Origin of the sequence: Comamonas sp. Z3, from assembly GCF_008121565.1 — a bacterium.
Taxonomy (GTDB): Bacteria; Pseudomonadota; Gammaproteobacteria; order Burkholderiales; family Burkholderiaceae_C; genus Comamonas; species Comamonas brasiliensis.
Genome location: NZ_VOQU01000007.1, coordinates 185,426 through 212,239 on the forward strand (window position 1 = coordinate 185,426; position 26,814 = coordinate 212,239).

At 58.6% G+C, this 26,814-nt stretch carries 27 protein-coding genes; 11 read left to right on the forward strand and 16 right to left on the reverse strand.

What is annotated here, in order from left to right; all coding sequences use genetic code 11:
- The first annotated feature begins 217 nt into the window (after nucleotides 1–217).
- Entirely contained in the window at nucleotides 218–745 is a 528-nt protein-coding gene (locus FSY59_RS20560; protein WP_148729555.1) for a GNAT family N-acetyltransferase, read from the forward strand.
- Between the two features lie 39 nt (nucleotides 746–784).
- Here the strand turns inward: FSY59_RS20560 and mnmH are convergent, their stop codons facing one another.
- Entirely contained in the window at nucleotides 785–1,840 is a 1,056-nt protein-coding gene (gene mnmH / locus FSY59_RS20565) for a tRNA 2-selenouridine(34) synthase MnmH (protein ID WP_148729556.1), read from the reverse strand.
- Nucleotides 1,841–2,169: 329 nt separating this feature from the next.
- Complete coding sequence (locus tag FSY59_RS20570) at nucleotides 2,170–2,712, reverse strand: TIGR02281 family clan AA aspartic protease (protein WP_148729557.1); 543 nt, start codon at nucleotides 2,710–2,712, stop codon at nucleotides 2,170–2,172.
- Nucleotides 2,713–2,857: 145 nt separating this feature from the next.
- Between FSY59_RS20570 and FSY59_RS20575 the strand changes: the two genes are divergently transcribed.
- The gene (locus FSY59_RS20575) at nucleotides 2,858–3,628 is read left to right on the forward strand and encodes a DsbA family protein (RefSeq protein WP_148729558.1); all 771 of its coding nucleotides are present in this window, start codon (nucleotides 2,858–2,860) and stop codon (nucleotides 3,626–3,628) included.
- 154 nt (nucleotides 3,629–3,782) lie between these two features.
- Here the strand turns inward: FSY59_RS20575 and FSY59_RS20580 are convergent, their stop codons facing one another.
- Both FSY59_RS20580 and icd read right to left on the reverse strand, forming a co-directional pair.
- On the reverse strand, nucleotides 3,783–6,170 hold the full coding sequence (locus FSY59_RS20580) for a membrane-bound PQQ-dependent dehydrogenase, glucose/quinate/shikimate family (protein WP_148729559.1): 2,388 nt from the start codon (nucleotides 6,168–6,170) through the stop codon (nucleotides 3,783–3,785).
- Nucleotides 6,171–6,374: 204 nt separating this feature from the next.
- Complete coding sequence (gene icd, locus FSY59_RS20585; RefSeq protein WP_043373500.1) at nucleotides 6,375–7,637, reverse strand: NADP-dependent isocitrate dehydrogenase; 1,263 nt, start codon at nucleotides 7,635–7,637, stop codon at nucleotides 6,375–6,377.
- Between icd and FSY59_RS27935 the strand changes: the two genes are divergently transcribed.
- The 3 genes from FSY59_RS27935 (at nucleotide 7,636) to FSY59_RS20600 (ending at nucleotide 9,355) form a co-directional block, all read left to right on the forward strand.
- On the forward strand, nucleotides 7,636–8,055 hold the full coding sequence (locus tag FSY59_RS27935; protein WP_370458238.1) for a hypothetical protein: 420 nt from the start codon (nucleotides 7,636–7,638) through the stop codon (nucleotides 8,053–8,055). The genes icd and FSY59_RS27935 overlap by 2 nt on opposite strands.
- A gap of 214 nt (nucleotides 8,056–8,269) precedes the next feature.
- Nucleotides 8,270–8,770, forward strand: a complete 501-nt coding sequence (locus tag FSY59_RS20595; RefSeq protein WP_019042029.1) for a DUF192 domain-containing protein — start codon at nucleotides 8,270–8,272, stop codon at nucleotides 8,768–8,770.
- Nucleotides 8,771–8,794: 24 nt separating this feature from the next.
- The gene (locus tag FSY59_RS20600) at nucleotides 8,795–9,355 is read left to right on the forward strand and encodes a hypothetical protein (protein WP_043373502.1); all 561 of its coding nucleotides are present in this window, start codon (nucleotides 8,795–8,797) and stop codon (nucleotides 9,353–9,355) included.
- Here FSY59_RS20600 and FSY59_RS20605 read toward each other — a convergent pair.
- Nucleotides 9,335–9,625, reverse strand: a complete 291-nt coding sequence (locus FSY59_RS20605) for a CPCC family cysteine-rich protein (RefSeq protein ID WP_043373505.1) — start codon at nucleotides 9,623–9,625, stop codon at nucleotides 9,335–9,337. The genes FSY59_RS20600 and FSY59_RS20605 overlap by 21 nt on opposite strands.
- 188 nt (nucleotides 9,626–9,813) lie before the next feature.
- Nucleotides 9,814–12,045: an NADP-dependent isocitrate dehydrogenase gene (locus tag FSY59_RS20610; protein ID WP_029158278.1), complete on the reverse strand. Its 2,232-nt coding sequence runs from the start codon at nucleotides 12,043–12,045 to the stop codon at nucleotides 9,814–9,816.
- A gap of 587 nt (nucleotides 12,046–12,632) precedes the next feature.
- Between FSY59_RS20610 and FSY59_RS20615 the strand changes: the two genes are divergently transcribed.
- Together FSY59_RS20615 and FSY59_RS20625 are read left to right on the forward strand one after the other, a co-directional pair.
- Entirely contained in the window at nucleotides 12,633–12,929 is a 297-nt protein-coding gene (locus tag FSY59_RS20615; protein WP_148729560.1) for a hypothetical protein, read from the forward strand.
- A 300-nt stretch (nucleotides 12,930–13,229) separates the two neighbouring features.
- Nucleotides 13,230–14,543, forward strand: coding sequence for a hypothetical protein (locus FSY59_RS20625; RefSeq protein WP_148729562.1), 1,314 nt, complete (start codon nucleotides 13,230–13,232; stop codon nucleotides 14,541–14,543).
- A gap of 40 nt (nucleotides 14,544–14,583) precedes the next feature.
- Here the strand turns inward: FSY59_RS20625 and FSY59_RS20630 are convergent, their stop codons facing one another.
- The 5 genes from FSY59_RS20630 to FSY59_RS27750 all read right to left on the reverse strand — a co-directional run bounded on the left by FSY59_RS20630 (nucleotide 14,584) and on the right by FSY59_RS27750 (nucleotide 17,762).
- Nucleotides 14,584–15,375, reverse strand: coding sequence for a DNA adenine methylase (locus FSY59_RS20630; protein ID WP_148729563.1), 792 nt, complete (start codon nucleotides 15,373–15,375; stop codon nucleotides 14,584–14,586).
- Nucleotides 15,296–15,529: a Com family DNA-binding transcriptional regulator gene (locus FSY59_RS20635; protein ID WP_148729564.1), complete on the reverse strand. Its 234-nt coding sequence runs from the start codon at nucleotides 15,527–15,529 to the stop codon at nucleotides 15,296–15,298. Before FSY59_RS20635 ends, FSY59_RS20630 begins: the two co-directional genes overlap by 80 nt.
- Nucleotides 15,530–15,676: 147 nt before the next feature.
- On the reverse strand, nucleotides 15,677–15,898 hold the full coding sequence (locus FSY59_RS20640) for a hypothetical protein (protein WP_148729565.1): 222 nt from the start codon (nucleotides 15,896–15,898) through the stop codon (nucleotides 15,677–15,679).
- Nucleotides 15,891–17,288, reverse strand: coding sequence for a hypothetical protein (locus tag FSY59_RS20645; RefSeq protein ID WP_148729566.1), 1,398 nt, complete (start codon nucleotides 17,286–17,288; stop codon nucleotides 15,891–15,893). The genes FSY59_RS20640 and FSY59_RS20645 overlap by 8 nt, the downstream gene beginning before the upstream one ends.
- A gap of 9 nt (nucleotides 17,289–17,297) precedes the next feature.
- The gene (locus FSY59_RS27750; protein WP_148729567.1) at nucleotides 17,298–17,762 is read right to left on the reverse strand and encodes a hypothetical protein; all 465 of its coding nucleotides are present in this window, start codon (nucleotides 17,760–17,762) and stop codon (nucleotides 17,298–17,300) included.
- 4 nt (nucleotides 17,763–17,766) lie between these two features.
- Here FSY59_RS27750 and FSY59_RS20655 point away from each other — a divergent pair, with 4 nt between their 5' ends.
- Nucleotides 17,767–18,300 carry a type II toxin-antitoxin system MqsR family toxin gene (locus FSY59_RS20655; protein WP_255439619.1) on the forward strand — a complete coding sequence of 178 codons (534 nt, stop codon included), beginning with the start codon at nucleotides 17,767–17,769 and terminating at the stop codon, nucleotides 18,298–18,300.
- A gap of 297 nt (nucleotides 18,301–18,597) precedes the next feature.
- The gene (locus tag FSY59_RS20660) at nucleotides 18,598–20,448 is read left to right on the forward strand and encodes a diguanylate cyclase (protein ID WP_187427948.1); all 1,851 of its coding nucleotides are present in this window, start codon (nucleotides 18,598–18,600) and stop codon (nucleotides 20,446–20,448) included.
- A 295-nt stretch (nucleotides 20,449–20,743) separates the two neighbouring features.
- Here FSY59_RS20660 and FSY59_RS27755 read toward each other — a convergent pair whose 3' ends face one another.
- Nucleotides 20,744–20,878, reverse strand: coding sequence for a hypothetical protein (locus FSY59_RS27755; protein ID WP_019042470.1), 135 nt, complete (start codon nucleotides 20,876–20,878; stop codon nucleotides 20,744–20,746).
- Between the two features lie 157 nt (nucleotides 20,879–21,035).
- Here FSY59_RS27755 and FSY59_RS20665 point away from each other — a divergent pair, with 157 nt between their 5' ends.
- Complete coding sequence (locus tag FSY59_RS20665) at nucleotides 21,036–21,596, forward strand: GNAT family N-acetyltransferase (RefSeq protein WP_148729569.1); 561 nt, start codon at nucleotides 21,036–21,038, stop codon at nucleotides 21,594–21,596.
- Nucleotides 21,597–21,771: 175 nt separating this feature from the next.
- Here FSY59_RS20665 and FSY59_RS20670 read toward each other — a convergent pair whose 3' ends face one another.
- The 4 genes from FSY59_RS20670 to FSY59_RS20685 all read right to left on the reverse strand — a co-directional run bounded on the left by FSY59_RS20670 (nucleotide 21,772) and on the right by FSY59_RS20685 (nucleotide 25,147).
- On the reverse strand, nucleotides 21,772–22,194 hold the full coding sequence (locus FSY59_RS20670) for an Imm10 family immunity protein (RefSeq protein ID WP_043373517.1): 423 nt from the start codon (nucleotides 22,192–22,194) through the stop codon (nucleotides 21,772–21,774).
- 100 nt (nucleotides 22,195–22,294) lie between these two features.
- Nucleotides 22,295–22,969 carry a dihydrodipicolinate reductase C-terminal domain-containing protein gene (locus tag FSY59_RS20675; protein WP_148729570.1) on the reverse strand — a complete coding sequence of 225 codons (675 nt, stop codon included), beginning with the start codon at nucleotides 22,967–22,969 and terminating at the stop codon, nucleotides 22,295–22,297.
- A gap of 780 nt (nucleotides 22,970–23,749) precedes the next feature.
- Complete coding sequence (locus FSY59_RS20680; protein WP_148729571.1) at nucleotides 23,750–24,553, reverse strand: anti-sigma factor domain-containing protein; 804 nt, start codon at nucleotides 24,551–24,553, stop codon at nucleotides 23,750–23,752.
- Nucleotides 24,554–24,571: 18 nt separating this feature from the next.
- Nucleotides 24,572–25,147, reverse strand: coding sequence for a sigma-70 family RNA polymerase sigma factor (locus tag FSY59_RS20685; RefSeq protein ID WP_019042466.1), 576 nt, complete (start codon nucleotides 25,145–25,147; stop codon nucleotides 24,572–24,574).
- A 425-nt stretch (nucleotides 25,148–25,572) separates the two neighbouring features.
- Here FSY59_RS20685 and FSY59_RS20690 point away from each other — a divergent pair, with 425 nt between their 5' ends.
- Nucleotides 25,573–26,136, forward strand: coding sequence for a fasciclin domain-containing protein (locus tag FSY59_RS20690; RefSeq protein WP_019042465.1), 564 nt, complete (start codon nucleotides 25,573–25,575; stop codon nucleotides 26,134–26,136).
- The last annotated feature ends 678 nt before the right edge of the window (nucleotides 26,137–26,814 follow it).

The window sequence follows — 26,814 nt, forward strand, 5'->3', positions numbered from 1 at the left end:
AGCACATCGCCCGATTTCGCGCCAACCCTGCGGGACAGGTGCCTTGCGCACGCCCGGTCAGGGGCGGTCTGCGGCGTTGCCTCGCCGGCCGCGCGAATCCTCGCATTAGCGCGGCTGTTGCTGCGGTATCGCGCGCGGGGGGCCGCCCCCTGGCATCCCATCCCGCAAAGCCTGTGTCGCGGTGCGAGAAGATCGCCAGCACGTTCTAGACTCACCCATGTCCTATGCCATACGCCAGCTGAACAAGTCCGATCTTTGCAGTTATCGAGCCCTGCGCCTGCAGGCTCTGACCCAATGCCCCGCCGCCTTCGGCGCCACGCCCGCGACCGAGCAGGCACTCGGCGAGGCACAGCTGCTGAGCCGCTTCAGCGGCGCCCTGGGCCAGGCCATGTGGGGAGGCTTTGACGCAGACGGCAGACTCTGCGCCAGCCTGGGCCTGTATCGCGACCAGGGAGAGAAGACCGCGCACAAAGGCCATCTCTTTGCCATGTATGTGGCTGCACCGGCGCGCGGCCAGGGCCTGGCCCGCGCCCTGCTGGAGACGGCCGTGGCCCACGGCAGAGTGCTGAAGCTGCGCCAGCTGATGCTGGGCTGCAATGCCGGCAACGACAAGGCGCTGCGCCTGTATGAACAAGCGGGCTTTCGCGCCTACGGGCTGGAGCCGGCGGCCCTCTATGTGGGCGGCGAGTACTTTGACGAAGTGCTGATGGTGCAGGAGCTGGGCCGGCCTCTGGCCAGCCCCTGACGGCTGGTCAAGCCGCTCGCAGTGAATAGGCGGCCCGACTCAGCGCGCCTGCATCGCAATGATCTGCTGCGCCAGAGCGGTGATGGCCTCGTCCGAGAGCTGGTCTGTCTCCAGAATCTGGCGCCGGGGCCATTGCTCGAAGTGATTCGACTGGGAGCGCTCGTAGTGCGGGTCGTAGTGGCGCAGCATCAGCTCTTCGAACAGCGCAGGCAGCTCCCCTTCCCGAGCCCATTGCTGCCAGCGGCTCACGGTCTCCTTGCCCTGCAACTCCTTGAGCCAGCCCAGCTTGGTGGCCAGCACTTCAGGGTCGTCGCCCAGATAGGCATAGTCGCGCAACAGATAGGACAGACGTGCGGCAGCCGTGGCGCGTACCTCGATGACCGGAGCCCTGTGCAGATGCTGGACCAGCACCAGCGGCAAGCCGACACGGCCGATCTTGGCGCTCTCGCCCTCCACATAGACGGGGCGGGAGAGATCGAAGGTCTCCAGCTGCTCGGCAATCAGGGTCTCGAAGCGCTTCTGGCTGGGCTGCTCTATGCCGGGCAGACCGCCCAGCAAGGAACCCTTGTGGCTGGCATAGCCCTCCAGATCCAGCACCTGCTCGCCGCTCTGGGCCAGCGCATGCAGCACGCGCGTCTTGGCCGAGCCGGTGGCGCCGCACAGCACCCGCATCTGCAGCTGCGGCACCAGGCTTTCGAGCTGCGCGATCACATGGCCGCGAAACGCCTTGTAGCCGCCGGCCAGTTGCTGGGCATCCCAGCCGACCAGACGCAGCCAGGTCACCATGGAGCCGCTGCGCAGGCCGCCGCGCCAGCAATAGACCAGGGGCTTCCAGTTGGCGGGCTTGTCGGCAAAGGTTTCCCGCAGATGGCGCGCCAGATTGGCCGACACATAGGCAGCGCCCAGACGCTTGGCTTCGAAGGGGCTGACCTGCTTGTAGATGGTGCCGATCTCGGCGCGCTCGGCATTGCTCAGCACGGGGCAGTTGATGGAGCCCGGAATATGGTCGAGCGCAAACTCGGCGGGCGAGCGGGCATCGATCAGGGCATCGAACTGGTGGCGTTCAGGAACGCGAACGGGCTGGCGGTGGGACACGGCAGACTATCCATGGCTGGGCCTGACGGCCTGCAGGGCCGCCGGGCAAATGGCGTGTGCTCGGGCGTGAAGCGGCAATCGCGATGGGCTGCGATTCGACTTGAGGCTCGGCAACATGAAAAACCTGCCGCCTCCTCCAACGATGGAGCCCGGCAGGCCACGAAGCATGGGCGTGGATCGAGCCTCGATACGCACCACCGCTGCGGCAAGCTTGCCCGCAGCGGTCATTCCCTGTGTGCTGCATTTTCGCAGATGTGGCGGCCTGCTTCAGCGCCGGCAGCCAAAACCCGGCACACCCGGGCCCAGACCGAATCAAGCTCTGGCACTACTCACTTGCGCGGACGCAGCAGCATTTCGTCGCCGCTCATCTGCACATCGAAGAAGCGCAGAAAGTTCTGGCCCAGCAAGGCGTCTTCGCTGTCGTCGCCGGTATAGCCCGTGCCCACGCGCACATCGCGCACACGCAGGCTGGCAATGCGTACCTCGTCGGCCGTGACGATGCGGCCATCACGCTCGCCGTTGGCCGTGCGAAAACGCACTTTCTCGCCCCCCTCCAGGCCGGCACGCTCGGCCAGCGCATCGGTCACGCTGACCGAGGTGGCCCCGGTATCGACCAGAAAGGTGACTGGCTGATCGTTGACATAGCCCTTGGCGCGGAAGTGCCCGTCCATGCCGCGCTCGATGCGCACCGTGCCATCGGCCAGGACCTTGGCCTGGGCCGGCTTGAGGAAATGCTGCATGACCAGATACATCGCTGCCATGACCACCAGCCAGAACAGCAGAAACAGCATGGTGCTGCGCCGTGCCACGGATTGCGGGGAAGGCTCGGACTTTGGCGAGGACTGGGGCGGCGGCGTGACATTCAGGCGCATGGACAGGCAAAGAAGCTGAGGACAATGCAGCCATTTTGCCAAGACCGGCGCCAAGGTCATCCCCCGCATCACGGCACTGCGGCCCCGGCAGCGCTTACATTGAAGCTTGTCTGCAAAATCCACCGGCCTTGCCGGTCGTCCAACCATGAACACATCCCAGCTGCCCGCTCTGGTGCTGCACTATATTTTCGATCCCCTGTGCGGCTGGTGCTATGCCGCCGCCCCGCTGGTCAAGGCCGCGCGCGAAGTGCCCGGCATCGCCGTGCAGTGGCATGCCGGCGGCATGCTGACCGGCGCCCAGACGCGCACCATCACCGCAGACTGGCGTGACAAAGTCATGCCCAGCGACCAGCGCATTGCCGAGATGACGGGCCAGCCTTTTGGCGATGCCTATCTCAACGGCCTGCTCAATGACATCGGCGCGCCGCTGGATTCCGAACCCCCGACCACGGCCCTGCTGGCCGCCGAAGCGCTGGCCGGCAAGGGCCTGGAAATGCTGGCGGCCGAGCAGAAAGCCCATTACGTGGAGGGCCGCCGCATCAGCGAGCCCGCCGTGCTGCGCGAGCTGGCGGCCGGCATCGGTCTGGACAGCGCGGCCTATGACGCAGCCTGCGCCGAGCAAAGCGGCGCGGCCACGCAAAAGCATATCGCCGAAAGCCGCGAATGGCTGGGCATGGTGCAGGGCCAGGGCTTCCCCACCCTGGCGCTGGAGTTCGACCACCCCGAGCAGGCTGGCCAACGCGCCGTGCAGCGCATCGAGATCGGCGAATGGCTGGGCGATGTCGACGGCTGGAAGGAGCAGCTGGCCGCCTGGGCCGAGCAGATTGCCGAACTCAATCAGCAGCAGGCCGGCGACACCGACACCAGTGGCGACCCCAGTTGCGGCCCCGACGGCTGCGAGCTGCCAGCGCGCTGAGCGGCGTAGTCTGCGCGGCAGACACTCTTTTATTCATAGCTTACAACGCTTGTTATTTAAAGATTTCAGGCATTATTCAATCTGAATTCCTTATCTATAAATCGCAAGCAGCTATCTTTTTTAATCCCTCTACCGACGGCTCCGCACCCTGCCGCTACTGCGGCAGGGCATAGGCGATCACATAGTCACCGCGCTTGGGCGACTGGCGTGCGCCACCGGCGGTGATCACCACATACTGCCTGCCGGTTCTGGGCGAGACATAGCTCATCGGCCCTCCCTGGCTGCCCACGGGCAGGCGCGAGCGCCAGATTTCCTTGCCGTTGGCGCTGTCGAAGGCACGCAGATAGAAGTCCTGCGTGCCTGCGAAGAACACCAGCCCCGACTTGGTGACCATGGAAGGCCCCAGCGTGGGCATGCCGATGGGAATCGTCAGCCACATGGGAATGCCCAGAGGACCGGTATCGCGCACCGTGCCCACGGGCACCTGCCACTTGATCTGGCGCGATTTCAGATCCACGGCCGTCATGGTGCCGAAAGGCGGCTTCTGGCAGGGAATGCCCAGCGGCGACAGAAAGCGCTCGCGCATGGCACCAAACGGCGTGCCTTCCTGGGGCACGGCCCCCATCTCGATACCGCTGGCGCCGGGCTTCATATCGGCGCGTGCAATCATGTAATTCGCCAGGCCCAGACGCATATCGTTGACGAACATGGTCTGGGTGATCGGGTCTATGGAGACGCCGCCCCAGTTCATGCCGCCCAGCGAGCCCGGGAACTGCAGTGTCGGCCCCATGCCCGGCGGCGTGAACACGCCCTGATGATCCATGTCCTTGAAGGCAATCCGGCAAAGCAGCTGGTCGAAGGGCGTGGCGCCCCACATGTCCGACTCCTTCAGGGTCTGGTTGCCGATATTGGGCATGCCCGTGGAATGCGGCTGGGTCGGCGCATAGCGCTCGCCGGGTACATGGCCTTGCGGCACGGGCAGCTCCTGCACCTCTGCCAAAGGCTCGCCGGTCTCGCGGTTGAGCATGAAGATCATGCCCTGCTTGGTCACCTGCAGCAGCGCGGGGTCCACCCCGCCCTGGGCATTGGTCACATCGACCAGAGCGGGCTGGGACGGAATGTCGAAGTCCCACAGATCGTGGTGCACGGTCTGGTAGAGCCAGCGCGGCTTGCCGGTCCTGATGTCCATGGCCACGATGGCGGAGCTGTTCTTCTCCATCTCCGGCGTGCGCTGGGCCGCATAGAAGTCCGGCGTCGCATTGCCCGTACCCAGATAGGCCAGGCCCAGTCTGGCGTCATAGGACATGCCGCCCCAGACATTGGGCGAGTTGCGCGTATAGGTCTGCCCCTGCGGCGGCTGCCCGGTGATGCCGGCATTGCCCGGGTCCCAGGCCCAGACCAGCTTGCCGCTGAGCACATCAAAAGCGCGCACCACGCCCGATGGCTCGTCGGTCGAGAAATTGTCGGCCACGCGGCCGCCCACGATCACCAGGTTCTCGGCCACCAGCGGTGCCGAGGTCTGCTGATACCAGCCCTGCTTGACCTCACCCATGCCCTGGGTCAGATCCACCACACCGTCCTTGCCAAAGTCGGTGCATGGCTTGCCCGAATCGGGATCGAGCGCGATCAATCGCGCATCGATGGTGGGCAGAAACAGCCGGCGTCGGCAGCCCGGTGCGACATCACCGGACCTGCCGGATGCGCCCGACGCCCTGAGCGCGGCCTCGTTGCCGTCAAAGTAGGCCAGGCCCCGGCAGCGCTGCCAGTTGGGCGACTTGGCCTCGGGGTCGAATTTCCACTTCTCCTCGCCCGTGTCCACATCCAGCGCCAGCACCTTGCCGTAGGCCGTGCAGACATACAGGCGGTCCCCGATCTGCTGCGGCGTGTTCTGGTCTTCGGCGCCCGAGCCGGTGCTCTGGGGCACATCGCCGGTGCGTGCCGTCCAGGCCACGGCCAGCTTGTCGACGTTGTTGCGGCTGATCTGCTCGACGGCCGCAAAGCGCTGGCCTGCGGGTCCCTGTCCCCAGTCCGTCCAGTCCGAGGCCTTGATCTCCATGGAGCCGAGCGATGGCAGCTCGGTGACCTCGGGGGCGATCACTCCCTTGGGCGAGAAGGCGCTGACGGCTGTCGCGACGATGGCCAGGCCCAGCACCACCACCGACACTGCGGCGCCCAGGCGGCCATAGTCGTTCATGACCAGCTTGCCCGCTTCAAGCTGTGCATAGCCCAGGGCCACCAGCAGGCCCAGCACGGCAAACACCATCAGGCGCGAAACCAGCGGCCAGAACTCCCAGCCTGCATCCCACCAGGCCCATACCAGGGTCAGCACAAAGGCCAGCGCATAGAGATGGGCACCGGCTCTGCGCCGCGCCAGCAGCAATGCCGCCGAGACCAGCAGCGCCAGCCCCATCAACACAAAGTACCAGCTGCCTCCCTTGCCGAGCAGAATGCCGCCGCCTATGGTCATGTACAGACCCATCAGCAGCATCAGCAGCCCCACCACAAGCCAGTACCAGCGCCCGTCATTGGATGAAGGAGCCATAGCCTCACCTGAAATTAATTGCCATTTGTGTATTGCACGCCTTAACGCCGATACACATCGACATACTTTCGAGGGTTTGCACGCCAGCCTCAGGACTACAAGCGCCAGGTCTCGGGCGCAGAAAAAAGCCGCACCGTAGGGACGGTGCGGCCGCTCAGATCGCAGTGCCGGCAACTCTTGCAACTGCCGGGCAGGCAGCGCAGCTCAGTCCATCATCGAGATCACCACATCCCCGAAGCCCGAGCAGGACACCTGGGTCGCACCGTCCATCAGACGGGCGAAGTCATAGGTCACGTGCTTGCTCTGAATGGCTTTTTCCAGCGACTCGACGATCAGGTCCGCAGCCTCGCGCCAGCCGATGTGGCGCAGCATCATCTCGGCACACAGAATCATGGAGCCCGGATTCACATAATCCTTGCCCGCATAGCGCGGCGCCGTGCCGTGGGTGGCTTCGAAGCAGGCAATGCTCTCCGACAGGTTGGCACCGGGAGCAATGCCGATGCCGCCCACCTGCGCGGCCAGCGCATCGGAGATGTAGTCGCCATTGAGGTTGAGCGTGGCCACCACCGAATACTCGGCCGGACGCATCAGAATCTGCTGCAAAAAGGCGTCGGTGATCGAGTCCTTGATGATGATGTCCTTGCCCGTCTTCGGGTGCTTGATGCGGCACCAGGGGCCGCCGTCGATCAGCTCGGCACCGAACTCCCGCTGCGCCAGCGCGTAACCCCAGTCACGGAAAGCGCCTTCCGTGTACTTCATGATGTTGCCCTTGTGAACCAGGGTCACGCTGGGCTTGTTGTTGTCGATGGCGTACTGGATGGCCTTGCGCACCAGGCGCTCCGTGCCCTCGCGCGAGACGGGCTTGATGCCGATGCCCGAGGTTTCGGGAAAGCGGATCTTGTTGGCGCCCATTTCCTTGGCCAGGAAGTCGATGAGCTTCTTCGCCTTCTCGCTGCCGGCCGCGTATTCGATGCCCGCGTAGATGTCCTCCGAGTTCTCGCGGAAGATCACCATATTCGTCTTCTCGGGCTCCTTGAGTGGCGAAGGCACGCCCTTGAAGTACTGCACGGGGCGCAGGCAGACATACAGGTCCAGTTCCTGGCGCAGCGCCACGTTCAGCGAACGGATGCCGCCGCCCACGGGCGTGGTCAGCGGGCCCTTGATGGACACGGCATAGTCGCGCACGGCGGCCACGGTTTCCTCGGGCAGCCAGACATCGGGGCCGTAGATGCGCGTGGCCTTCTCGCCTGCATACACCTCCATCCAGGCGATCTTGCGCTGGCTGCCATAGACCTTGGCCACGGCAGCGTCAGCCACCTTGCGCATCACCGGCGTCACATCGACGCCGACACCGTCGCCCTCGATGAAAGGAATGATGGGTTGATTCGGAACATTCAGTGTCTTGTCCGCATTGATGCTGATCTTCTCACCCTGCGGCGGAACCTGGATGTGCTGGGACTTGCTCATGCTGTGGAATCTCCTAGTCTTGAATACTGCGCGGCGGCGCACCTTTTTGGTGCTGCTTCTTGCCCCCGATTTTGGCACCTTGAACTCAGCAAATTTTAAGAAATGCCGCATAAAAATCTGTCAACGGCGGCACAGGGCTGCCGTTGAGAGGCTGTGGCAGCAGATGGGCTGCTCCACACTTCAACCTGAAACCTGGCATTGCCGCATATTTGGGAAATTGGCATCCATGAAAAAACTACTCGCTGTCCTGATTGCTGGTTCGTTCGCTGCTGGCGCCTTTGCTCAAACCGCCACGCCGGCGCAGCCTGCCACCCCTGCCGCTGCAGCAGCGGCGCCTACCGTCAAGCATATGAAGGCCCAGCCAGCCCAAAAGCATCATATGCAGCACAGCACCAAAAAGATGCACAAGCCCGCCTGATCGCTCACTGAGAGCAGCCCGGTGACATCGAGGGGCCCATGGCCCTGACAACCGGATCTGACTCGCCCCCGGGCCTGCCGGACCGCAAGTCCTGCGGGCTCTGCATTTTGCAGACCGGCTACGGCCGCATCCCCATGACGCTGATTTGCACCGCAACCTGCCCGGATTGCTATAGGCTTGCGACTTCCGACTTCCTGTTTGGCAAGCAAGGCTCATGAAGACCCTCTCCACCAAGACACCCCAACAATCCGGCTGGCGCGCTCCGCTGCTGGCCCTGGCCTGTACCGCCCTGCTGGGCCTGTTCGGCAGCCCCGCGATGGCCCGCGACGAAGGTCAGCCACAGATGAATCTGCGCCGCATCGACCTGACGGCCGGCATGTACCGCATCGACACCCAGCTGGCCGTCACGCCGCAGCAGCGCGAGATCGGCCTGATGTTCCGCAAGGAGATGCCGCAGCAGGAAGGCATGCTCTTTGTCTTCGAGGTGCCCGGCGTGCAGTGCTTCTGGATGCGCAACACCATCCTGCCGCTGACGGCGGCCTTTGTGGCCGATGACGGCACCATCGTCAATCTGGCCGACATGAAGCCCATGAGCGAAGACTCCCACTGCTCGGCCAAGCCCGTGCGCTATGTGCTGGAGATGAACCAGGGCTGGTTCACCAAGCGCGGCATCAAGGCCGGCACCAAACTGGGCGGCGCTCCCTTCAATCGCTAAGCACCGCCAGAGTCAGCATCCTTCATGCTCTACCGGCCCCAGTTTCCGCAAGCGCTGAGCGATACCGCCGCTGCGCTGCTGCAGAAACTGGGCAAGTCGCAGGCGCTTGAGCCCTGCCCCGGCTTCACGGTAAGGATTGATGGCGAATTGCTGCATGCTCCCTACCGCGTGTACTACGACGAACGTGAGCTGCAGCAATGCATTCAAAAAAGCACCGGCCCCGCACATCCACTGGCCCTGTGCCTGGGCAGCCGCCACGCCAACGGCCATGTGCGCGAAACCTGTCTGCGCCAGTTGCTGGCGCATGACTGCGACTGGGTGCTACCGTTTGTAGTCCGCGCGGCTGGCGAGTATGTGCTGGAAATTGCCGAGCATCTGCCAGCCCAGACCCATAGGCTATCGCCACACAACTACGGGCGTTTTGCTGCCGAAAACCCCGAGTTTGTGACTGCCTGCAAGCAGCAGGCCGCCAGTTACTGGGATTGCTACCACCGCCAACGCTATCCGCTGCTGCACCAGCATCCAGGCATGCGATTTCTGCGCTGGGTTGAAGAGGCACGCCAATCACTGCCCCACGCGGATTGATGCCACTTTACTCAGAACGCGCGGCCCATGCCGATAGCGGTTGCGCGCTGCCAGTGGGAGCACGCTCTTGAGCATTCGGTAGTCGCAGGCACCAAAGTACTGAAAGTTGCGCCGACCATCGCGCAGCGTCATATGGTTGGGGCCGGAGTATTCATCCGGGCAGTCCACATCCCAGCCACTGTCTTCCCAGAAGCAGACGCTGCAGATGCTGTACTCGCCACGCTCATCCAGCGAGAAATAGTCGCAGCACGGACACTGATACAGCGGCATGGAGCGCCTTTCATAAATTCGAATCAATCAAGCTACAGCGCTCATACATCAAGCACAGGCAGCTTCTATTTATATAGCAACCACTGAGACCGGACACAAAAAAGCCGGAGACCTTTTCAGGCTCACCGGCTTTTATGGGGCACTGCCTGCACGCAGGCGGGGCAACCCGCTCTGCGAGGCAGGCTGGCTTACACCGACGCGATGGCGGCGTTGAAGGTGGCGCTGGGGCGCATCACGGCGTCCAGCTTGGCCACGTCGGGCATGTAGTAGCCGCCGATATCGGCAGCCTTGCCTTGCACTTCCTTCATCTCGGCCACGATCTTGGCTTCGTTCTCGGCCAGGGTTTTAGCCAGAGTGGCGAACTTGGCCGCCAGTTCTGCATCTTCGGTCTGAGCAGCCAGAGCCTGGGCCCAGTACAGAGCGATGTAGAACTGCGAACCACGGTTGTCCAGCTCGCCGGTGCGACGCGAAGGCGACTTGTCTTCGTCCAGCAGCTTGCCGGTGGCTTCGTCCAGAGTCTTGGCCAGCAGCTTGGCGCGGGCATTGTTTTCCTTGATGCCCAGGTCTTCGAACGAGACGGCCAGGGCCAGGAATTCACCCAGCGAGTCCCAGCGCAGGTGGTTTTCTTCCACCAGCTGCTGCACATGCTTGGGAGCGGAGCCGCCAGCACCCGTTTCGTACATGCCGCCACCAGCCATCAGAGGCACGATGGACAGCATCTTGGCCGAGGTGCCCAGCTCCAGAATCGGGAACAGGTCGGTCAGGTAGTCACGCAGAATATTGCCGGTCACCGAAATGGTGTCCAGACCACGGGCCACGCGCTCCAGCGTGTAGCGCATGGCGCGCACTTGCGAGAGGATGTGGATTTCCAGGCCGTTGGTGTCGTATTCCTTCAAGTAGGTCTGCACCTTCTTGATCAGCTCGGCTTCGTGGGGACGATAGGGGTCCAGCCAGAACACGGCAGGCATGCCGGAGTTGCGGGCACGGGTCACAGCCAGCTTCACCCAGTCACGGATAGGAGCATCCTTGACCTGGCACATGCGCCAGATGTCACCGGCTTCCACGTTCTGGCTCAGCAGCACTTCGCCGGTGGCAATGTCCACGATGTTGGCCACGCCGTCTTCAGCGATCTCGAACGTCTTGTCGTGCGAGCCGTACTCTTCGGCCTTTTGAGCCATCAGACCCACGTTGGGTACGGTGCCCATGGTCTTGGGGTCAAAGTTGCCGTGCCATTTGCAGAAGTTGATCACTTCCTGGTAGATACGGGCAAAGGTGGACTCAGGCATCACGGCCTTGCAGTCGTAAGGCTTGCCGTCAGCCGCCCACATCTTGCCACCTACGCGGATCATGGCGGGCATGGAAGCATCCACGATCACGTCGTTGGGCGAGTGGAAATTGGTGATGCCCTTGGCGGAGTCGACCATGGCCAGACGCGGACGGTGCTCCTGGCACTTGTGCAGGTCACGGATGATTTCTTCGCGCTGCGAAGCAGGCAGGGTCTCGATCTTCTCGTACAGATTGGCCATGCCGTTGTTCACGTTCACGCCCAGCTGATCAAACAGCTTGCCGTGCTTTTCGAAGGCTTCCTTGTAGAAAATCTTCACGCAGTGACCGAACACGATGGGGTGGGACACCTTCATCATGGTGGCCTTCACGTGCAGCGAGAACAGGATGCCCGACTCGCGGCAGTCTTCGATTTCCTTTTCATAGAAAGCGCACAAGGCCTTCTTGCTCATGAACATGGAATCGATCACTTCTGCAGCCTGCAGCTTGACCTTGTCCTTCAGAACGATGCTGTTGCCGGATTGGGTCTCCAGCACCATCTTCACTTCGCGGGCCTTGTCCAGCGTCATGGACTTTTCGCCATGGTAGAAATCGCCCTCTTCCATGTGCGACACATGGGTTTGCGACCACTGCTTCCACTCACCCATGGAATGGGGGTGCTTCTTGGCGTAGTTCTTCACGGCAGCAGGTGCGCGGCGATCCGAGTTGCCTTCGCGCAGCACGGGGTTCACGGCAGAGCCGATGCACCTGTTGTAGCGTGCCTTGATGTCCTTTTCGGCATCGGTCGTGGCGGTTTCAGGATAGTCGGGGATGGCGTAGCCCTTGCCCTGCAATTCCTTGATCGCGTCTTGCAACTGGCCCACGGATGCGGAGATATTGGGCAGCTTGATGATATTGGCTTCAGGCGTCAGCGTCAGCTTGCCCAGTTCAGCCAGATTGTTCGGAGCGCGTTGGGCTTCGGTCAAAAAGTCGGGAAACTCGCCCAGGATACGGCCTGCCAGTGAGATATCGCTGGTCTCCACATTGATGCCGGCCGGTGCTGCGAAAGCACGGATCACGGGCAGGAATGCGCTGGTAGCCAGGCGGGGAGCCTCGTCAGTCAATGTGTAGATGATGGTGGGTTGCTGCGTACTCATCTCTTGTCTCAGGTTGTGAAAAAAGGGGGAAAGGTGCCTTGGGCCTGCATCCCGGGCTTGCGCAATGGGGCCTGACACAGCGGGACGACACTTTCTTGATGCAATGCGTTCCCACAATACAAAATTCTACGCGCAACCGGGCCGGTTTTTTTAAGTCTTGTACAAGACTCAGGGATTTAGCTCAACTTTCATCAGCTGTTTTCATAGGGAAACCGGCCTTTTCGCCGTGTTTTCGACCATGTAAAAATATCGCATCTTGCAGTCATTCTGCGGCCATCGCCGCCATGAAAGTTGCGAGTTAAAGTTGCGTGGCGCGGCCTTTGGCACAAATTTGCGCGATCTTTGGCACAAAGTAGCACAGGCTTTGGCACCAAGGCTGACAAATCGGCAAGCATTACTTCACCACAAGTGTTGCTTTGCTGCATATCAATAGCTCGCTGATCCATATAAGACTTCGGATCTCTGCTCATCACTCTTAGTCATCGACAAAGTTCTTCTGAGACAAGCGTCGTGCTTTTGACGTATGTCTGTTAGCGCAAGCATCCGCTAACAAGCCGCGCTCAAAGTTGCTGTATAAATATACAGTTATGAACGCCAAAATGTTGATCCTGCGCGAGTTCGGTCGCATCAAAGTGCCGTTAGGAATTGCCAACAAAGCGTCTGGCTCGATCTCCCTTTATCACGAGCACCCCAGCTCATCCGATGAGCGCACCGTGCCTGTTCTTCACATTCTTGATGGCAGCAGCGCTTTGCCTGCAAAGCGCAGAAAGCTCTTTGAGCCACGCATAACGTACATGGGTTCAGGAACCATCAAGTTCAGCGGCCTGGAATATGTAGACGGCGCTTGGTATGCGCAAGAGTGGAGCTGTGACTTCGACTGCTGATAGCCACCCTACTCTGCTGCGCACGCCAGGCCGATGCGGCTTTCCCAATGAGCGCATCCTGCCTGGCAAAGCCAGCGACTACATCACAGACAAGAGCCATCGAGGGTGGCTGCTTGTAGTCACTACCGAAAGCGGTCTCGTTTATTTCGGGCCTGGTCCGGCAAGCGCTCTGCGTCCACCTGCACCGTTTTAAACATATCCGGTTTTTGTCATGCGTCTTAGACGAAGCCACTAGATAGCTTCCCTGAAATCTATTTCCGTGAACCATCTGTAACAATGACTTCAGGGAGATATAAACGAATGCATGAAACACTCGAAAATATTAACGTTCAACTCAAGCAGGTAATCGCAAAAGTACAGTCACATGTTCCTTCTGCGCAGCCCTTCGGAATCGCTCACGGCAATTGGAGCTTTCCAGGACTCACGAGTGAGGAACTTGCAGCTGAAGCTCAGTCACTGATTGATTTGATTGACGAGCACAACGCCGACCAGCTCGGAGAAGCCGAGAGCATTTTGCAAGACTATGTGCGGCGCATCAAATTTCTGCATGAACACACAGTTCCGAGCATTTGGGGAAATGCTGGAACTGGTGTTCCGACCTATCTCCTGACACTTCAAGGTCTAAGAAAAGCTCTGGCGGCAGCCAATATTCAGGGTGCTCAGGATGCGAGCACGGCAAAACTACGCAAGCTTACAAACCAAGTGCGCAGCTTGGAAGCTAGGCTGAAAGATCTGGAGCCACGCACCACTAGCCTGACAACAATGGTCTCCCGAATTGAAAGCGCACACGATGCAGCAGACCAATTGCCAACCGACCTTGCTTCTTTAGCCGAAGCTCGTGAAAACCTCCAGTCCTTAGTCCGGGAGGCAACCAAAGATCATGGACATATTGAAGAACTGCGCAGTAAGGCAGACGACCTAGACAAAAGACTTCAACAGAGTACAGAGGACGCGAAGTCTGTTTTAGATCGATGTGAAACAGCCTATTCTGCCGCGACAAGCGTTGGGCTTGCAGCAGCCTTCACCGAACGATCTGGAGCCCTGTCCAAGTCAATGTGGATATGGGTACTCGGACTCGTGGCGGCGCTGGCAGCGGGCAGCTATTTCGGCTCAGCACAACTTCACTCCTTGTCGGAGCTATTTAAACAACCAAATGTCACTACTTCAGTGGTCATCCTGAACCTAATGCTATCGATGCTGTCGGTTGGGGCACCAGTATGGTTCGCCTGGCTTGCGACGAAGCAGATCGGACAGAGATTTCGGTTAGCAGAAGACTACGCTTTCAAGGCCTCAATTTCTCGTGCTTACGAGGGATTTCGTCGTGAAGCTGCCCGTGTGGACAAGGATATGGAGGCTCGACTGCTAGCGTCTGCCCTGACGCGTTTGGACGAACTGCCATTACGACTGGTAGAGACTGACAGCCACGGTAGTCCATGGCATGAACTTGCTTCCTCAGATCTCATGAAAGAAGCAATGCGTGCTGTTCCCGGTTTTGCTGGACAGGTCAAAGAGCTGGCAGCCAAGGCAATTAATACCATGTCACAGCCCAAAGCCAAAGCGGTTGTGCAACCAGCCTCTGACGAAGTTAAGCAGCCCACCGAAACCACAGCTTAAATTTTTTGAGTGATGGCCAACTACAGTTGGCCATATCCTCTCAAAACAGCCCCGCAGGCTCCTCGCTCCTGGCCCAGCTATAAATCACCAACTCGCCACGCTCGACCCGGTTCGCGCCACCGCCGACCGTGTAATCCAGCTTTAGTGCCTCCATCTCGAAGTCTTTAAAGCATGCCCGGATTGCAGGATGATCATTAATGCTGATGACAGCTTTGCCTTTGATTTCCTTGAGCTTTGTGGACATCAGCTCGTACTGCTCCCACTCAAACGGCACTCCATAGCCCTCGGTCTCCCAATAGGGAGGATCAAGGTAGAAAAGCGTGTGCGCCCTGTCGTATCGGTCAATGCATTGCGCCCAATCGAGCTGCTCTATGTATGTGCCTCCAGCCATTCGTAGATGCGCTGCCGAAAGGTTCTCCTCGATCCGCAGCAAATTGATGGCCGGAGCCGTAGTGGCCGTACCAAAGGTCTGGCCTGCCACTTTCCCTCCAAAGCTCTGCTGCTGCAGGTAAAAGAACCGGGCAGCGCGCTGAATGTCCGTCAATGTTTCGGGCCTGGTCTCTTGCAGCCATCTAAAGACCAGCCTGCTGGTCAAGGCCCATTTGAACTGCCGCACAAACTCTTCCAAGTGGTGGGTTACCACCCGATAAAGGTTGACTAGGTCACCGTTGACGTCATTCAGGACTTCGACATCTGCGGGGTGGCGGGCAAAGTAGACCGCCGCCCCACCCGCAAAGACTTCCACGTAACAGCTATGGGCTGGAAAGCGTTTCAGGAGCAGATCGACCAGGCGGCGTTTGCCCCCGATCCAGGGCACGATTGGGTTTGTCATGGGTTTCAGCTGGTGGCCCTGTAGCGGGCTCTGGTGTGGCACTCACGGCACTCAGCTGATTGAATGCCCCGCACCTGGGGCACTTGATGCTCAGGCGTACATAGACGCCCTCGCCTAACTTCTTGCGGCAGTTGCCGCAGCGGATCTCTTCCATTTGCAAGCCTTTAAACCATTAAAACTCTGGTAGGCTGGCCTCACTCTCGCGAGAGTGGCGGGCCTTGCCGGCTTGCAGGCACGTTCTGCAGGTTGGGGTTTGATCAGGTGTTGCTGCACCTGTTCAGGTCGCCCGTCTTTTCAATTGCTACACCTCCCCTTCTGCATAGGTGAGGTTCGGAGCCTCCCCCTCGATCGCTCCATCTCGCACAAACACACGCTGGCCAGCCTGAGCCGGGCCTCGCGCTTGCATCCGTCCTCCGCCAGGCAGGCTGATCGTCGCCAATCCGTTGACGACAAAAGCTACAGTGCCCACCAGCAAAGGCTTGGGCGACTGCAGATCCATGAACTGTTTGTAGAGGTTAGGCATGGGTTTCAACCTCCAGCGTCTGGCGCACCTTAGGAGCAGCCCAGCTGACAGAGGTTGAGCGCACGATGCCTTGAACCGCCTCATTGCCGCGATACCGGACAAACTGGCCAGGCAGGATCACACCCGTTTCGGGCAGCACCTGCATGGAGAGCGACACCCGCGCCTGACGGCCCGTGTCGGCAAGCTCAGCCAGGCCGCGCAGCCTGTGCACCGTGGAGTCGGTGATCAAGGCATGCGTGACCTGAGGCGCAATCAGGTCGCCAGCAGTTCCAGCCCGAGTGATCGGACCAAACACACCCGCGCTCATGCCACCGACAAATACCCGGTTGTAGTCGGGCTTGTCCACAAACTCCGTGCCCTCCACTTCGGCCACGGCTGAAGGAACTTCAAAATCCGGCACCACATCACCCCAATGCCAAGGTGCGGCGGGGTACTTGGGCAGGATGCGCAGCACCTGGTCGGTGTTATGGGGCTGTACATAGCCGCCAGCCGCCGCAGCGATATCGTTGATGGCATCGATATAGCTGCCCTGCAGCGTCCAGGCTCCAGCAGGAACTTGCCAGTCCACCAACTGCCAGTCGATACCCCAGCCAATGGAGACGCCGTTGACCCTGAGCACTTCGGCAGCCAGTTGCTGGGCCGTCAGCGTCTGATTCGGGCTGCCAAAGGGCATGGACTTTGCCCAAGGCTCTGCCAAGACTGCTGCAAGGCTACGCCCGGAGACAGACCAGCGCTCCTGGGGCAAGAATCTGCGGTCACGGCTGGTGCGCTCCAGGCGCAGCTTGAACGGCACGCCATTGACGTTGGCCAGAAACTGCGCTGGGTCGCCGTCCGCGTCACGGCCCAGGTGCAAAGCCGCATCCCTATGCAGTGAGGCCGTCCAGTTCCATGTCCAGCTCTGGAAGTCCAAGGACATATTGAAGGCCAGAGCAGGCAGCTCGACACCGCTATCCAGCCGCGTCAGCACGATTTTGTTGAGCACGATGTAAACCTTTCTGACGGGAACAATGACCTTGCCCGGCTGCGGCCCTCCGTCCTTGCAGCACGCAAAGACCAGCGCGGTCGACGTAGCCCAGGGCTTGCAGAACAGCAATTGGATGGGGCCACCCACCAGTTGCTCATAGCAACCGGGCTTCTCCGGCTCTGGCGGTTTGGTCTGTGACTTGCCTGCAGGCGGCTTCATGGCCTGCTGATAGCGGCCCAAAAATCCTCGGTACAGCGGCACCGAGGGGCCTGCGCCCGTAGTGAAGAGGTATTGCAGGCCCATCGCATCCTGCGCCGTTGCCTCGACCATGCGGCGACGGTCGCGCAGGCTTTCCTGAAATCGCACAGCCCAACCGGCCCGCACTGGCGCGGCGTCCTGGGCCTCGGCCAGCAGGCCCACGCGCACGCTCTGGGCCTATTGCCAACGGGCCTGGGTTGCAGCACCAGGCAGAGACCGTGCTTGCTGAAACCGCCCCTGCAGGCCCCCCCCTTGCCGCTGGCCGTCCTGCCAGGCAACACCAAACTGCTCTTGCATAGGTATGGCATCCTGCGCGTTCGATACCCAACCCGCAGGCAGCGCATCCGTGTCCTGCCAGCCAGAGAGCCAGCCCTCTGTCACAGGCTGCGCCTGCTGGGCACTGGCGGCCACCTCGGCCACCACGGGCCGGGGCGTGTCGGTGTGGTAACGCACGACCGCACTGCAGCGCAGGCCCGGCATGCCGCCTGCTGCGACCAGATCCTTGCGTACATGCACCAACGATCTGAACCGCAGACCCGGCATGCGCGCGGCAACGGCCAGCGTTGCATCGGGCACCTGCCCGCCACCGCCATCGTCGCCAAACACCAGCTCGACCGGGTTGCCGGTCGTGTCAGGCAGCATTGAAATGAATCAGGCCTTCCCCATCCCCATTGACCTGCTGCCGCCGCTGCTGCAGGAGTTTGAGCGCCTGGTCGGCCTGCAAGCCACCATGGCACTGGTGCGCAGATGGGGCGTGCTGCGGGTCTACTTCCCCACCCCAGAGCGCGTCACCGAACATCACCCCTATGCCGCGGTGATTGGCGTCGACGCGCTTTTAAAGCTGGCAAAGGAGTATGGAAGCCTGCCTCATTTCCAGCTGTCCAAAGCGGAAAGAGCGCTCCAGGCCGTGCGCAATGCATGGATTGCGGCAGAGTATGCGACGAACAAGACCGCTCGGGAGATCGCTGCCGAATATGGTCTTACTGAGGAGCAAGTCGTTCGCATCGTGGCCAGCATGGGAGTGACGGCCCCGCTTGACCGGAGGCAAGGAGCGTTCTTTCAAGCCCGCCATACACCTCGCTTAACATATGCCCGACCATGCTTGGTTGGGCGTCTTTCATTCAACAAAGCGGTGCCAGTTTGCTGGCCTATCAGGTCCACAGCGTATTCAACGAAATGAGCTGCCATGTCCCCCGACGGCCAGAAGCTGCCGGTGACTCTTGCAGAAAGCAGACATCTATCAAAACTCTACGTTTCTTCGCAACAAACTCACGCGTCAGAGCATTGATGTGGAGCAGAAAAGTTGCTTAGATCGGCTGAGACAGTTGCTGGAGCCTGTGCTCTACTCGCTGAGTGAGCTTCTCCTGACACAACGGAATTCATGTTGAGCATTCGCGCCCCGCACAAGAAGAGAGTCAGCTCCATTGATCAGCTGATAGATGGCTTAGTTAGAAGTCTTATCCAGTCTAGATGTCTTTTGCTGAAAACCATTGCAGGAGTTTTCTTTATTGCTTCTATATTGATAGCAACTACTTGGCACAATCTGAACGAGTCGTATGACTATCACGTTCAGCGGGGAGTGGATGCATCGGTTAACCAAGCTCGCCTGTTGAGCTATGAGCTAAACACCGAGATGCGGCTTATCGATAACGCTCTAGCGACGATTGCTCAAGAATTCCAAGAGACAGGACTCACCGCACCTCAGTTTGAAAACGCCGTTATCAATCAGCAGGCCTTGCTGCCTTTTTCCAAGGCCGTACGCGTGGCCGATGAATCCGGCATGGTTCGCCTTGGCCTTTTATCTGGCGAGCGCCCCTTCTCAATCAAGGATAGGGGCTACTTCGACGCTTTGAAGCACTCAAACCAGATGGTGATCTCCGAGCCACTGATCAGCCATTCTTTTAGAAAATGGAGTCTTGTCTTGGGCCGCAAGCTGGAGTCCCGTGATGGGGCATTCAAGGGGGCCGTCTTTGTTGTTTTGGAGGTGGAACATTTCCGCAAATTGTTTGAGACGCTGACACCAGGTGAAGACAGCGCCACCACCTTGCGCTCTGCCGAGGGCCGGGTAGTGGCTCGTTACTCCGCTGCTGACCCAACGTCGACGAAAGGTATCGGCGGAACCTTGACATCCTCGGCGCTCAAAGAAACCCGGCGGCTCAACCCAGAGCATGGCTGGTACATCACGCCTACTGCATTGGACGGCATCGAGCGCATTACCGCCTATCAACGCCTTTCAGCCCCCTATCCATTGACGGTGTATACAGGTCTGGGCACTGCAAGCTACCTTCAGCCTTGGCGCAGTGAAGCGGTGTCCGCGTGGAGCTTGACCGCGTTTTGCGTGCTGCTTATGGCGTTTGGTGCTGGGAACTTGTTCTTGCACCAGCAGCGGGAGCTCGCTGCCAAACTCCAGAACGCACAGCTGCTTAAGGAGCAAAACTTCTTTGTGGAAAATGAGCTGATCGGCATGATCAAGGTACGCGACCGCAAAATACTCTGGGCTAACAAAGCCATGGCACGCATGGTGGGCAAGCGCGTTTCCGAGTTACTCCAGCAATCCAAGCGCTGCATTTATCCCAACGATGAAACATATGAGCGGATGGGGAGACTTTCCAGCGAGGCACTCAACCACAATAGGCGCTTTCGCACCGAGGTGCAGCTGCAAAACAGCAGTGGTCAAATCTTCTGGGTCGATGCCAATGCTGCACAGATCACTGATACCGATTCAGTGTGGATTTTTGTGGATGTGGAAGCTCATAAAAAGCGCCAGAAAGAGATTGAATATCAAGCCACTCATGATGCTCTGACGGGGCTGCCTAACCGCCGTCTCGTCATCGCGCAAATGAAACAGTCCATCGCGCTTGCTGATCGAGACCAAGGCACTGTTGCCGTGTGTTTTATCGATCTGGATGGTTTTAAGAGCGTGAACGACACGCACGGACACGACGCAGGCGACATTGTGCTGCAGACAATTGCCGAGAGGTTGAACAGTGCAGTGCGTTCGCATGACTGTGTAGCCCGTCTGGGTGGCGACGAGTTCGTGGTGGTGTTGACGGGGAAAAACAATCGCGAGAATGTGGTGGGCATCATGCAGCGCTGTTTGGACATGGTGCAGATTCCCATCGTGGTAGAAGATGGACATGCCGCCACGGTGGGTTGCAGCATCGGCATTGCCTACTATGCGGGCGACAACGAGTCCTGCGACTCATTATTGGAGCGTGCCGATGAGGCCATGTACATGGCAAAGCACGCCGGCAAAGGCCGCATCATCGAGTCTGTTCGGACGCAGGCTAGTGGATCCACATTCGAGCATTCGCCAGTCGCAGCTTAACCCGCGAGTGATGCAATATGAAAAGTGCCTTTTTATTCGGATGAACTCTACGTCTGCTTTGTGTGAATGTTTCAGTGGCGGATCTGGGCCGATCTTTGACTGGCGCAGTCCGGCCAGAAGCAGTCGGTCTCGGCAGATGAAAGCGACGCTCAACGTCCCAGTTACACGACCTAAAACATCGGGCCACCGGGCCCGGGATAACGGTGTCGTCATGCATCCAATGGGATGAAAATTGAGTCGGAGCATCCAAGGATGTGACAACCATATGGCGTGGAACGCATTATTGCGGGCTACCTCAAAAGAGATTTACAAAGCTGAGCAACATCGACCAAGCCAGCTCCAGCAAAGCCCAAGCAGAAAATAATCCATTCACCACAAGAAAAATCGCGCCAACGACAATCACTAAAACGATGAGTTGCACAGCCTTCATACTATGAAGTCTCCCGAAAAAACCAATTCTATGGCTCATCTTTGGCTGGTCATGCACTGCCCCCTCTGGGTCTAACTGCGACTGTCGTTGTCAGGCCGGGAGCAGTCGCACATGGTGAGAATTTGGTCATAGACACGTTGACGCGAAAGGATTAGTGATGCGCATTAAGGAAATAGAGACCAAGCGATTGCGTCTCAGGCAATGGCAAGACCCTGACTACCCTGTATTTGCTAGCATCAATGCAGACGTGGAGAGTATGCGCTTTTTTCCCGCGACACTTACTGTTGAACAGAGTAATGACTTGGCGAGGTATTGTCGTAGCCTCATCGAGCAGCAAGGTTGGGGGGTCTGGGCTGTGGAGGAAAAGACGACGGCCAAATTCATCGGCTTTACCGGATTGCACAAGCCTACGGATGAACTTCCGTTTACTCCATGTGTTGAAATTGCTTGGCGCCTTGACAGAGCATCATGGGGAAATGGTTTTGCAACAGAGGCGGCCAGCGCAGCACTCTCCTTTGCATTTGATAAGTTAGCCCTGTCTGAAGTAGTTTCCTTTACAACTTTGGATAACACACCCTCCGAACGCGTTATGCAGCGCCTAGGCATGAAGCGAGAGCCTAGAACATTTGAACACCCGTCCTTGCCTACGGGGCACCCGTTGCGTGAACACCTTTTGTATCGAGCTCACCCAGGCGAAAGGGCATCAGATTCCGTATAACGATACTTGGAATGAGAAAGCAGCTAACGTCTACTAAGGGGCCTTCGGCGGCCGGCTGCTACCGGCCACCGCGCCAACTGGGCCGGTAAAAATACTCACTGAAGCACAGGCACAATCGACCATAATTGGCTGCGCTCCATCCGAACTAAAGACCCCTAGTACTCTATCGCCATGCCTATGAGGTCCTGGTAGCTTGACTATCGGTCATTTCAAAGCAGCCATCTCCAGCAAAAATATCCGTCAAGGCTGCTTTCAGCTCCTCGTATTCGCTGGCCGAAAGATCGAAGTCGATGGACATGTGCTCAAGACTATTCATGCCCTGCGCCCCCTCGCGTTTGAACGTGACCTCCACACCAGAACGTTTCAGCACAAACTCCGCGATGCCGCCATAGCAAGGACTTTGCGGGCCGCTCCACTCGACATGGTAGGTGTCCATGCCCAGCACTTCATCCTGTTCGTCTTTGTCCTCTGCGAAGGAGCGTTGGAGCATCAGGTAGTGCTCCGTGCCGTGCTTTTTGTCGGCGAAGCCGACAAGGTGGCAGAAGCCTTCAGGGTCTTTTGTGACTATGCAAGCAGCGGTGAACGAGAGGCTGTTCATGTTGGTGGTTTGAGAGGGCAAAGCAGCGACAGGAGTATGGTACGTCCTGCCGCTCACTAGCGGCCAGAAGCGGTCGTCGGAAGCTCGTGACTGAGCTTGTTCAGAGCCATCGCTTCTCAATGAACTCAGTAATCGAGTAAATCCGATTTAGTAGCTTTTGCCCTATCACTGCACTTACGATTTGCTGTACGCCATGAACGTAAGGAGAGTCGCCAACTACTCTCGATTCCATCTCGATTTGGCACGAGCCGTCATTGATTCTGATTTGATGAAGGGCATGCCGCCCCAGATGCTCTTCGTGAATGTTTAACTCATCTTTTTGGATCGCTGTATCACGAACTGAAGCAATCTTGTCTAAAGGAATGTTCAATGCGTTGGCAATAGAAACAGCAGTGCCTGGAACAGACTTCTTAGATGCTTGGTGAGATTCCGTTAGCTTTATGTCATAGCCGCTGAACAAGCTGCCTGAGCATTCCAACATATGCATAAATTTAAGCATGAGGATGTTGGTGTTTGGGCATAGCACAACTGGAAAGCAGACATCCACGGACTCAATTGCGGAACCCGTGGACAGTTCAATCAGTACGGAGGATGTGCGAGAGCAGAAAGTGGAAATTGTTTGCAGCTCACGTCCAGAGCCCGCATGAATGACGATGCTCTTTTCATTCGAAATCGGCTCGCCATGCCAGGGAAGAATTGCCTGTCCCTCTTTAGAAGTGAGAGATTTCAACAATTCAGAACCAAGTTTTCCTGTACCGGCTACAAAGACTTGCATGAAATAGATCTACCCGTTCAACCACTATTGATGTACTGCATCGTATCGTGAAAATGATGCCGCGAATGACCGCAAGGGGTAGAACAGCGACAGCCGCAGATTGGCTGAACACGAGATATTTGCAATGCCTCGCCACACCTACAGCCAGGAGCGCAGAACTGCGGCCTGCTTGCGTGTAACCGTCTCTCCGACGCTAGGGCAATGAGCCTTGTTTTAAGCCCTTTACCAATTTCAAGACGCATAAACAGCGTCCGACCTCCACGCAGGTCGGACGTCGCTGCATTGAGCCGATCTTGCGCCTATGTCACTGATATACATAGAGAAGATGAGGTTGGACACAAATGCATGTCCAACCTCATCTTGTCCGACCTCGGTGAACTGACAGGAACCCGGCCCTATCGGCGCTGATACCCGCTAAGTGCCCGCCATACAAGGGAAATAGGAAATCCCAGCACCTGCCCTATTCAGCACGCTATCGGCCCATTCCGGCCGTTTGTGCCCCTGATCGGCCCATTCGGTGCCAACGCGCCCAAGATGCCCCGCAGACACCAAATCGCATGCAAACCCGCACCAACATTAGCGATCCCAGAATTTGCTTGGACAAGCCTCTGTGCCAAAACGGTCACTCCCCCACACGTGGCCGCGAGCGGCTGATTCACAGATGGCTGTAGTCGTTCAAGTATCAAGTGTCAATGACTGAAAGCAGTCAGGGCACCAGGACTTGTGCTTTGCATTGAGTTAATTAAGTGCAGCTTGCCTCAGAGCTGGCGCAGACATAGTTCAAAGATCTCGGCGAATGAGTGCCCCTTTGAACAGCACTGGGCCAGTCGGCCCCGCTGAGCTGGGTACGCCGCCTTTGGGCTCCAGACTGATGGCCAGTGCGGGAATCGCTCTCATCTCGGATTCTTGTGCCGTGAGCTGCTCGAGCTTTCCATCACCCATGATCCCGAGGGAACGTGGCGCGCCTTGCTGAGGCAAGGCCCACAATTGCAGCGACTTGTTGTCCGCCTCCTTGAAGCCGCTCACGCGCTGCAAAACCAGTTGCTGGTGCTGGGGATCAAAGGTCACCAGCATGGATGCATCGGCCTTGCCATCGGCCAGTACCGCCACATATTGAATTTGGGGTACTGCCTGCAATTCAGCCTGCGCCATCTGGAGCTGAGTCTGCAGCGCAGACAATTTCTGTTGCGAGGCTTCCCTGAGACCTTGATGCGACCAAAGCCCTACCGAGATAGCCGCCACCGTGGCCAAGCCGCCTGCCAGGGCCAGTCCGCGCCACCATGCCAGCGCTCCTGAAGGCGACTTCGATGCAGCGGCTTCACGCTGCCGTGCCAGCCTGGCGCTGGACTTCTCTGCCTGCAGCAAGTTGGCGATGCGTGTCCAGACTACTGCGTCGGGCTGCACCGGAGCCTGCACCTCGGAAAAGGCTGACCAGCGACCTTGCCAGAGCAAGGCCGCCGCACGAACCTGGGGAAACTCACGAGCCATCTGCTCAAAACGCCTGCGCGCCCCGCCGTGCAAGGTACCTAGCGAATAGGAGGCTGCCAGGCGATCGAGCAATTCAGGGTTTCGGATCAGATTCATGATGTGGACTCCTGGCACTCAGACATGGCGCGCCATGCATTTGCGCAGTTGCTCAAGGCTGCGGCGTACCCATGTTTTGACGGTCCCCAGCGGCAGCTTCAGGCTGCTGGCCAGCTCGCTATGGCTTAAGTCCCTCAGATAGGCCAAGCTCACCACTTGGCGCTGGGGCGGCTCCAGCTTTTCTAGACACTGATGCAAAACAACGGCTTGTTCACTGGCCTCCACCAACTGCATTGGCCCTTGCGTGTCCTTGTCCTGCGGCAGCGCGTCGGCATCCTCAATAGGCACATTGAGATGCAGGCGTTCGGCTCTGCGCCGGCGCAAAAAGTCCAATGCCCGGCTGCGCACCAGCATGCCCATCCAGGCCAGGGGTGGGCTGAGCGAGTCCCGGTAAGTCCCCGCACTGCGCCAGATGGCCAGAAAGCTCTCTTGCAGCACATCCTCGGCCCACTCCTTGTTGCCGAGGATGCGCAAAGCCAGACCATACAGCCGGGAAGCAGTCTGATCGTATAGAAGCTTGAGAGCAACCTCATCCCGGGTTGCTACGCGATCGAGTAAGTCCATCAGTTCGTGGTCCGGTGTATTGGCGCTCATGTAGCCATTGTGATCAGAAGCACATCCTTCATGCGGCGCTGTTGGATAACTGCCAAGGCATGTTGCTGACCTTGGGTATTTACCTATACGCAGCAACTGAGCTGCTGGATGTGGGCAGCGCACGAATAAACAGAAAAATATTCTCAGAATCTTGAATGCATCTTGCCAAAGGCTGCGTGCTCCAAGCGTCGGACATCGCAGCGCCACAAATTGCAGGGCGTGACCAGACGAACCGCCCGAATAGCTCGCAGACGGGGCACTGACTTCTACCGCCGAAATAAAGTCAGAGGCAACCTTGCTGTATGTCCGCGCATCCGTCTCATCGCCAACAAAGAATGAATAGCAAAAATCAATGAATCCAGACAGGAATTGGCTGCGTATTCCTTACAGCCGGCATTTTTCGGCTTGTACATCAAGGAGCATCCATGTACTCGATTCAATCTGCACGCAAGTTGGCTTCGTTCGGTCTGGCTATCTCGATGACTGCGGCCTCCGTCGCAGCGATGGCCGATGTGATGGTTGGTGGTGCACCCATGCTGCCTACCAAGGACATCATCGACAACGCGGTCAACTCCAAGGATCACACCACGTTGGTTGCAGCGGTCAAAGCCGCTGGTCTCGTCGACACGCTCAAGGGACCTGGTCCGTTTACTGTCTTTGCGCCTACCAATGCGGCGTTTGATGCGCTTCCTGCTGGCACCGTAGACACGCTGCTCAAGCCTGAAAACAAGGGGATGCTGACAACGATCCTCACCTACCACGTTGTACCGGGCAAGTGGGATGCCGCAGCACTGAGCAAGATGATCAAGGATGGAAACGGCAAGGCCATGATCAAAACCGTCAGTGGCGGCACTCTTACGGCCAAGTCGAGTGGACAGAAAATTATGCTGATGGATGAAAAAGGTGGCGCAGCCACGGTGACCATTCCCAACGTATACCAATCCAATGGCGTGATTCATGTGATCGATAAAGTACTACTGCCCAATTAACGGAAGGGTTGTCACAAGGGTATCGTCTCGATCACTGACCACAAATTTGAGTGGTCAAAATGCAGTATCAGGACAACCAAATAGGATTGGATGCTCAATTTCCCTAAGTCCAAGAGGCGTGAATTCGAGCAAACAATCAGAGAGTCTTGATTGAGACGAGGCGCGAAGCCGAATCGAGTGTGAAAGGCTTCGCGCCAATGCATCAGTGGTAGTACCGCCAGGCGGTCCTGGTGAGTCAGAACAGTTGCCGCACCGAGCAATGGGTCGATCGCAGGCTCTCACAAACGACCGCTAACCGGCATGCAAACTTGCGGCCAAACCTCGTCCAGATTGCCCAGTGTCGAGTGACTGCTCCCGCCGAGAGCAGACGCTGGCTGGCGATCTTGCGAGCGACCGCAATGGATCGTGTTGCGATGTTCAAGATACGCTCAAGGCCTTCGACAAGCCAGACTGGCCGTGAGTTCTCCTGACGGCATTTGCTTCCCGAAGATATGTGGGAAGCTTGCGGGGTGACTGAACCACCAAAGCGAAGGCAACGATCCTTGTTTTAAAGGTCACCTTCGGCTTGCTGGGCACACTACTTTGAGATGCGCCTTTAAGGGCTAATTCTTCCACTTCCGACGTTCGCGACGTGGGAAGTTCAGGTGCTCCGGGGCATCTCCAGATAACTATCTGATT

Bases quoted from the DNA above. Each gene is read 5' to 3' on its own strand.
- FSY59_RS27935 (WP_370458238.1), top strand. From the start codon at position 7,636: ATGCTGTGGAATCTCCTAGTCTTGAATACTGCGCGGCGGCGCACCTTT.
- FSY59_RS20665 (WP_148729569.1), top strand. From the start codon at position 21,036: ATGCGCATTAAGGAAATAGAGACCAAGCGATTGCGTCTCAGGCAATGG.
- FSY59_RS20615 (WP_148729560.1), top strand. From the start codon at position 12,633: ATGAACGCCAAAATGTTGATCCTGCGCGAGTTCGGTCGCATCAAAGTG.
- FSY59_RS20635 (WP_148729564.1), bottom strand. From the start codon at position 15,529: ATGGAAGAGATCCGCTGCGGCAACTGCCGCAAGAAGTTAGGCGAGGGC.
- FSY59_RS20655 (WP_255439619.1), top strand. From the start codon at position 17,767: ATGAATCAGGCCTTCCCCATCCCCATTGACCTGCTGCCGCCGCTGCTG.
- FSY59_RS27755 (WP_019042470.1), bottom strand. From the start codon at position 20,878: ATGAAGGCTGTGCAACTCATCGTTTTAGTGATTGTCGTTGGCGCGATT.
- FSY59_RS20685 (WP_019042466.1), bottom strand. From the start codon at position 25,147: ATGAGCGCCAATACACCGGACCACGAACTGATGGACTTACTCGATCGC.
- FSY59_RS20675 (WP_148729570.1), bottom strand. From the start codon at position 22,969: ATGCAAGTCTTTGTAGCCGGTACAGGAAAACTTGGTTCTGAATTGTTG.
- FSY59_RS20570 (WP_148729557.1), bottom strand. From the start codon at position 2,712: ATGCGCCTGAATGTCACGCCGCCGCCCCAGTCCTCGCCAAAGTCCGAG.
- FSY59_RS20595 (WP_019042029.1), top strand. From the start codon at position 8,270: ATGAAGACCCTCTCCACCAAGACACCCCAACAATCCGGCTGGCGCGCT.
- FSY59_RS20600 (WP_043373502.1), top strand. From the start codon at position 8,795: ATGCTCTACCGGCCCCAGTTTCCGCAAGCGCTGAGCGATACCGCCGCT.
- FSY59_RS20625 (WP_148729562.1), top strand. From the start codon at position 13,230: ATGCATGAAACACTCGAAAATATTAACGTTCAACTCAAGCAGGTAATC.
- FSY59_RS20670 (WP_043373517.1), bottom strand. From the start codon at position 22,194: ATGAACAGCCTCTCGTTCACCGCTGCTTGCATAGTCACAAAAGACCCT.
- FSY59_RS20690 (WP_019042465.1), top strand. From the start codon at position 25,573: ATGTACTCGATTCAATCTGCACGCAAGTTGGCTTCGTTCGGTCTGGCT.
- FSY59_RS20605 (WP_043373505.1), bottom strand. From the start codon at position 9,625: ATGCCGCTGTATCAGTGTCCGTGCTGCGACTATTTCTCGCTGGATGAG.
- FSY59_RS20640 (WP_148729565.1), bottom strand. From the start codon at position 15,898: ATGCCTAACCTCTACAAACAGTTCATGGATCTGCAGTCGCCCAAGCCT.
- icd (WP_043373500.1), bottom strand. From the start codon at position 7,637: ATGAGCAAGTCCCAGCACATCCAGGTTCCGCCGCAGGGTGAGAAGATC.
- FSY59_RS20630 (WP_148729563.1), bottom strand. From the start codon at position 15,375: ATGACAAACCCAATCGTGCCCTGGATCGGGGGCAAACGCCGCCTGGTC.
- FSY59_RS20575 (WP_148729558.1), top strand. From the start codon at position 2,858: ATGAACACATCCCAGCTGCCCGCTCTGGTGCTGCACTATATTTTCGAT.
- FSY59_RS27750 (WP_148729567.1), bottom strand. From the start codon at position 17,762: ATGCTGCCTGACACGACCGGCAACCCGGTCGAGCTGGTGTTTGGCGAC.
- FSY59_RS20560 (WP_148729555.1), top strand. From the start codon at position 218: ATGTCCTATGCCATACGCCAGCTGAACAAGTCCGATCTTTGCAGTTAT.
- FSY59_RS20610 (WP_029158278.1), bottom strand. From the start codon at position 12,045: ATGAGTACGCAGCAACCCACCATCATCTACACATTGACTGACGAGGCT.
- FSY59_RS20580 (WP_148729559.1), bottom strand. From the start codon at position 6,170: ATGGCTCCTTCATCCAATGACGGGCGCTGGTACTGGCTTGTGGTGGGG.
- FSY59_RS20680 (WP_148729571.1), bottom strand. From the start codon at position 24,553: ATGAATCTGATCCGAAACCCTGAATTGCTCGATCGCCTGGCAGCCTCC.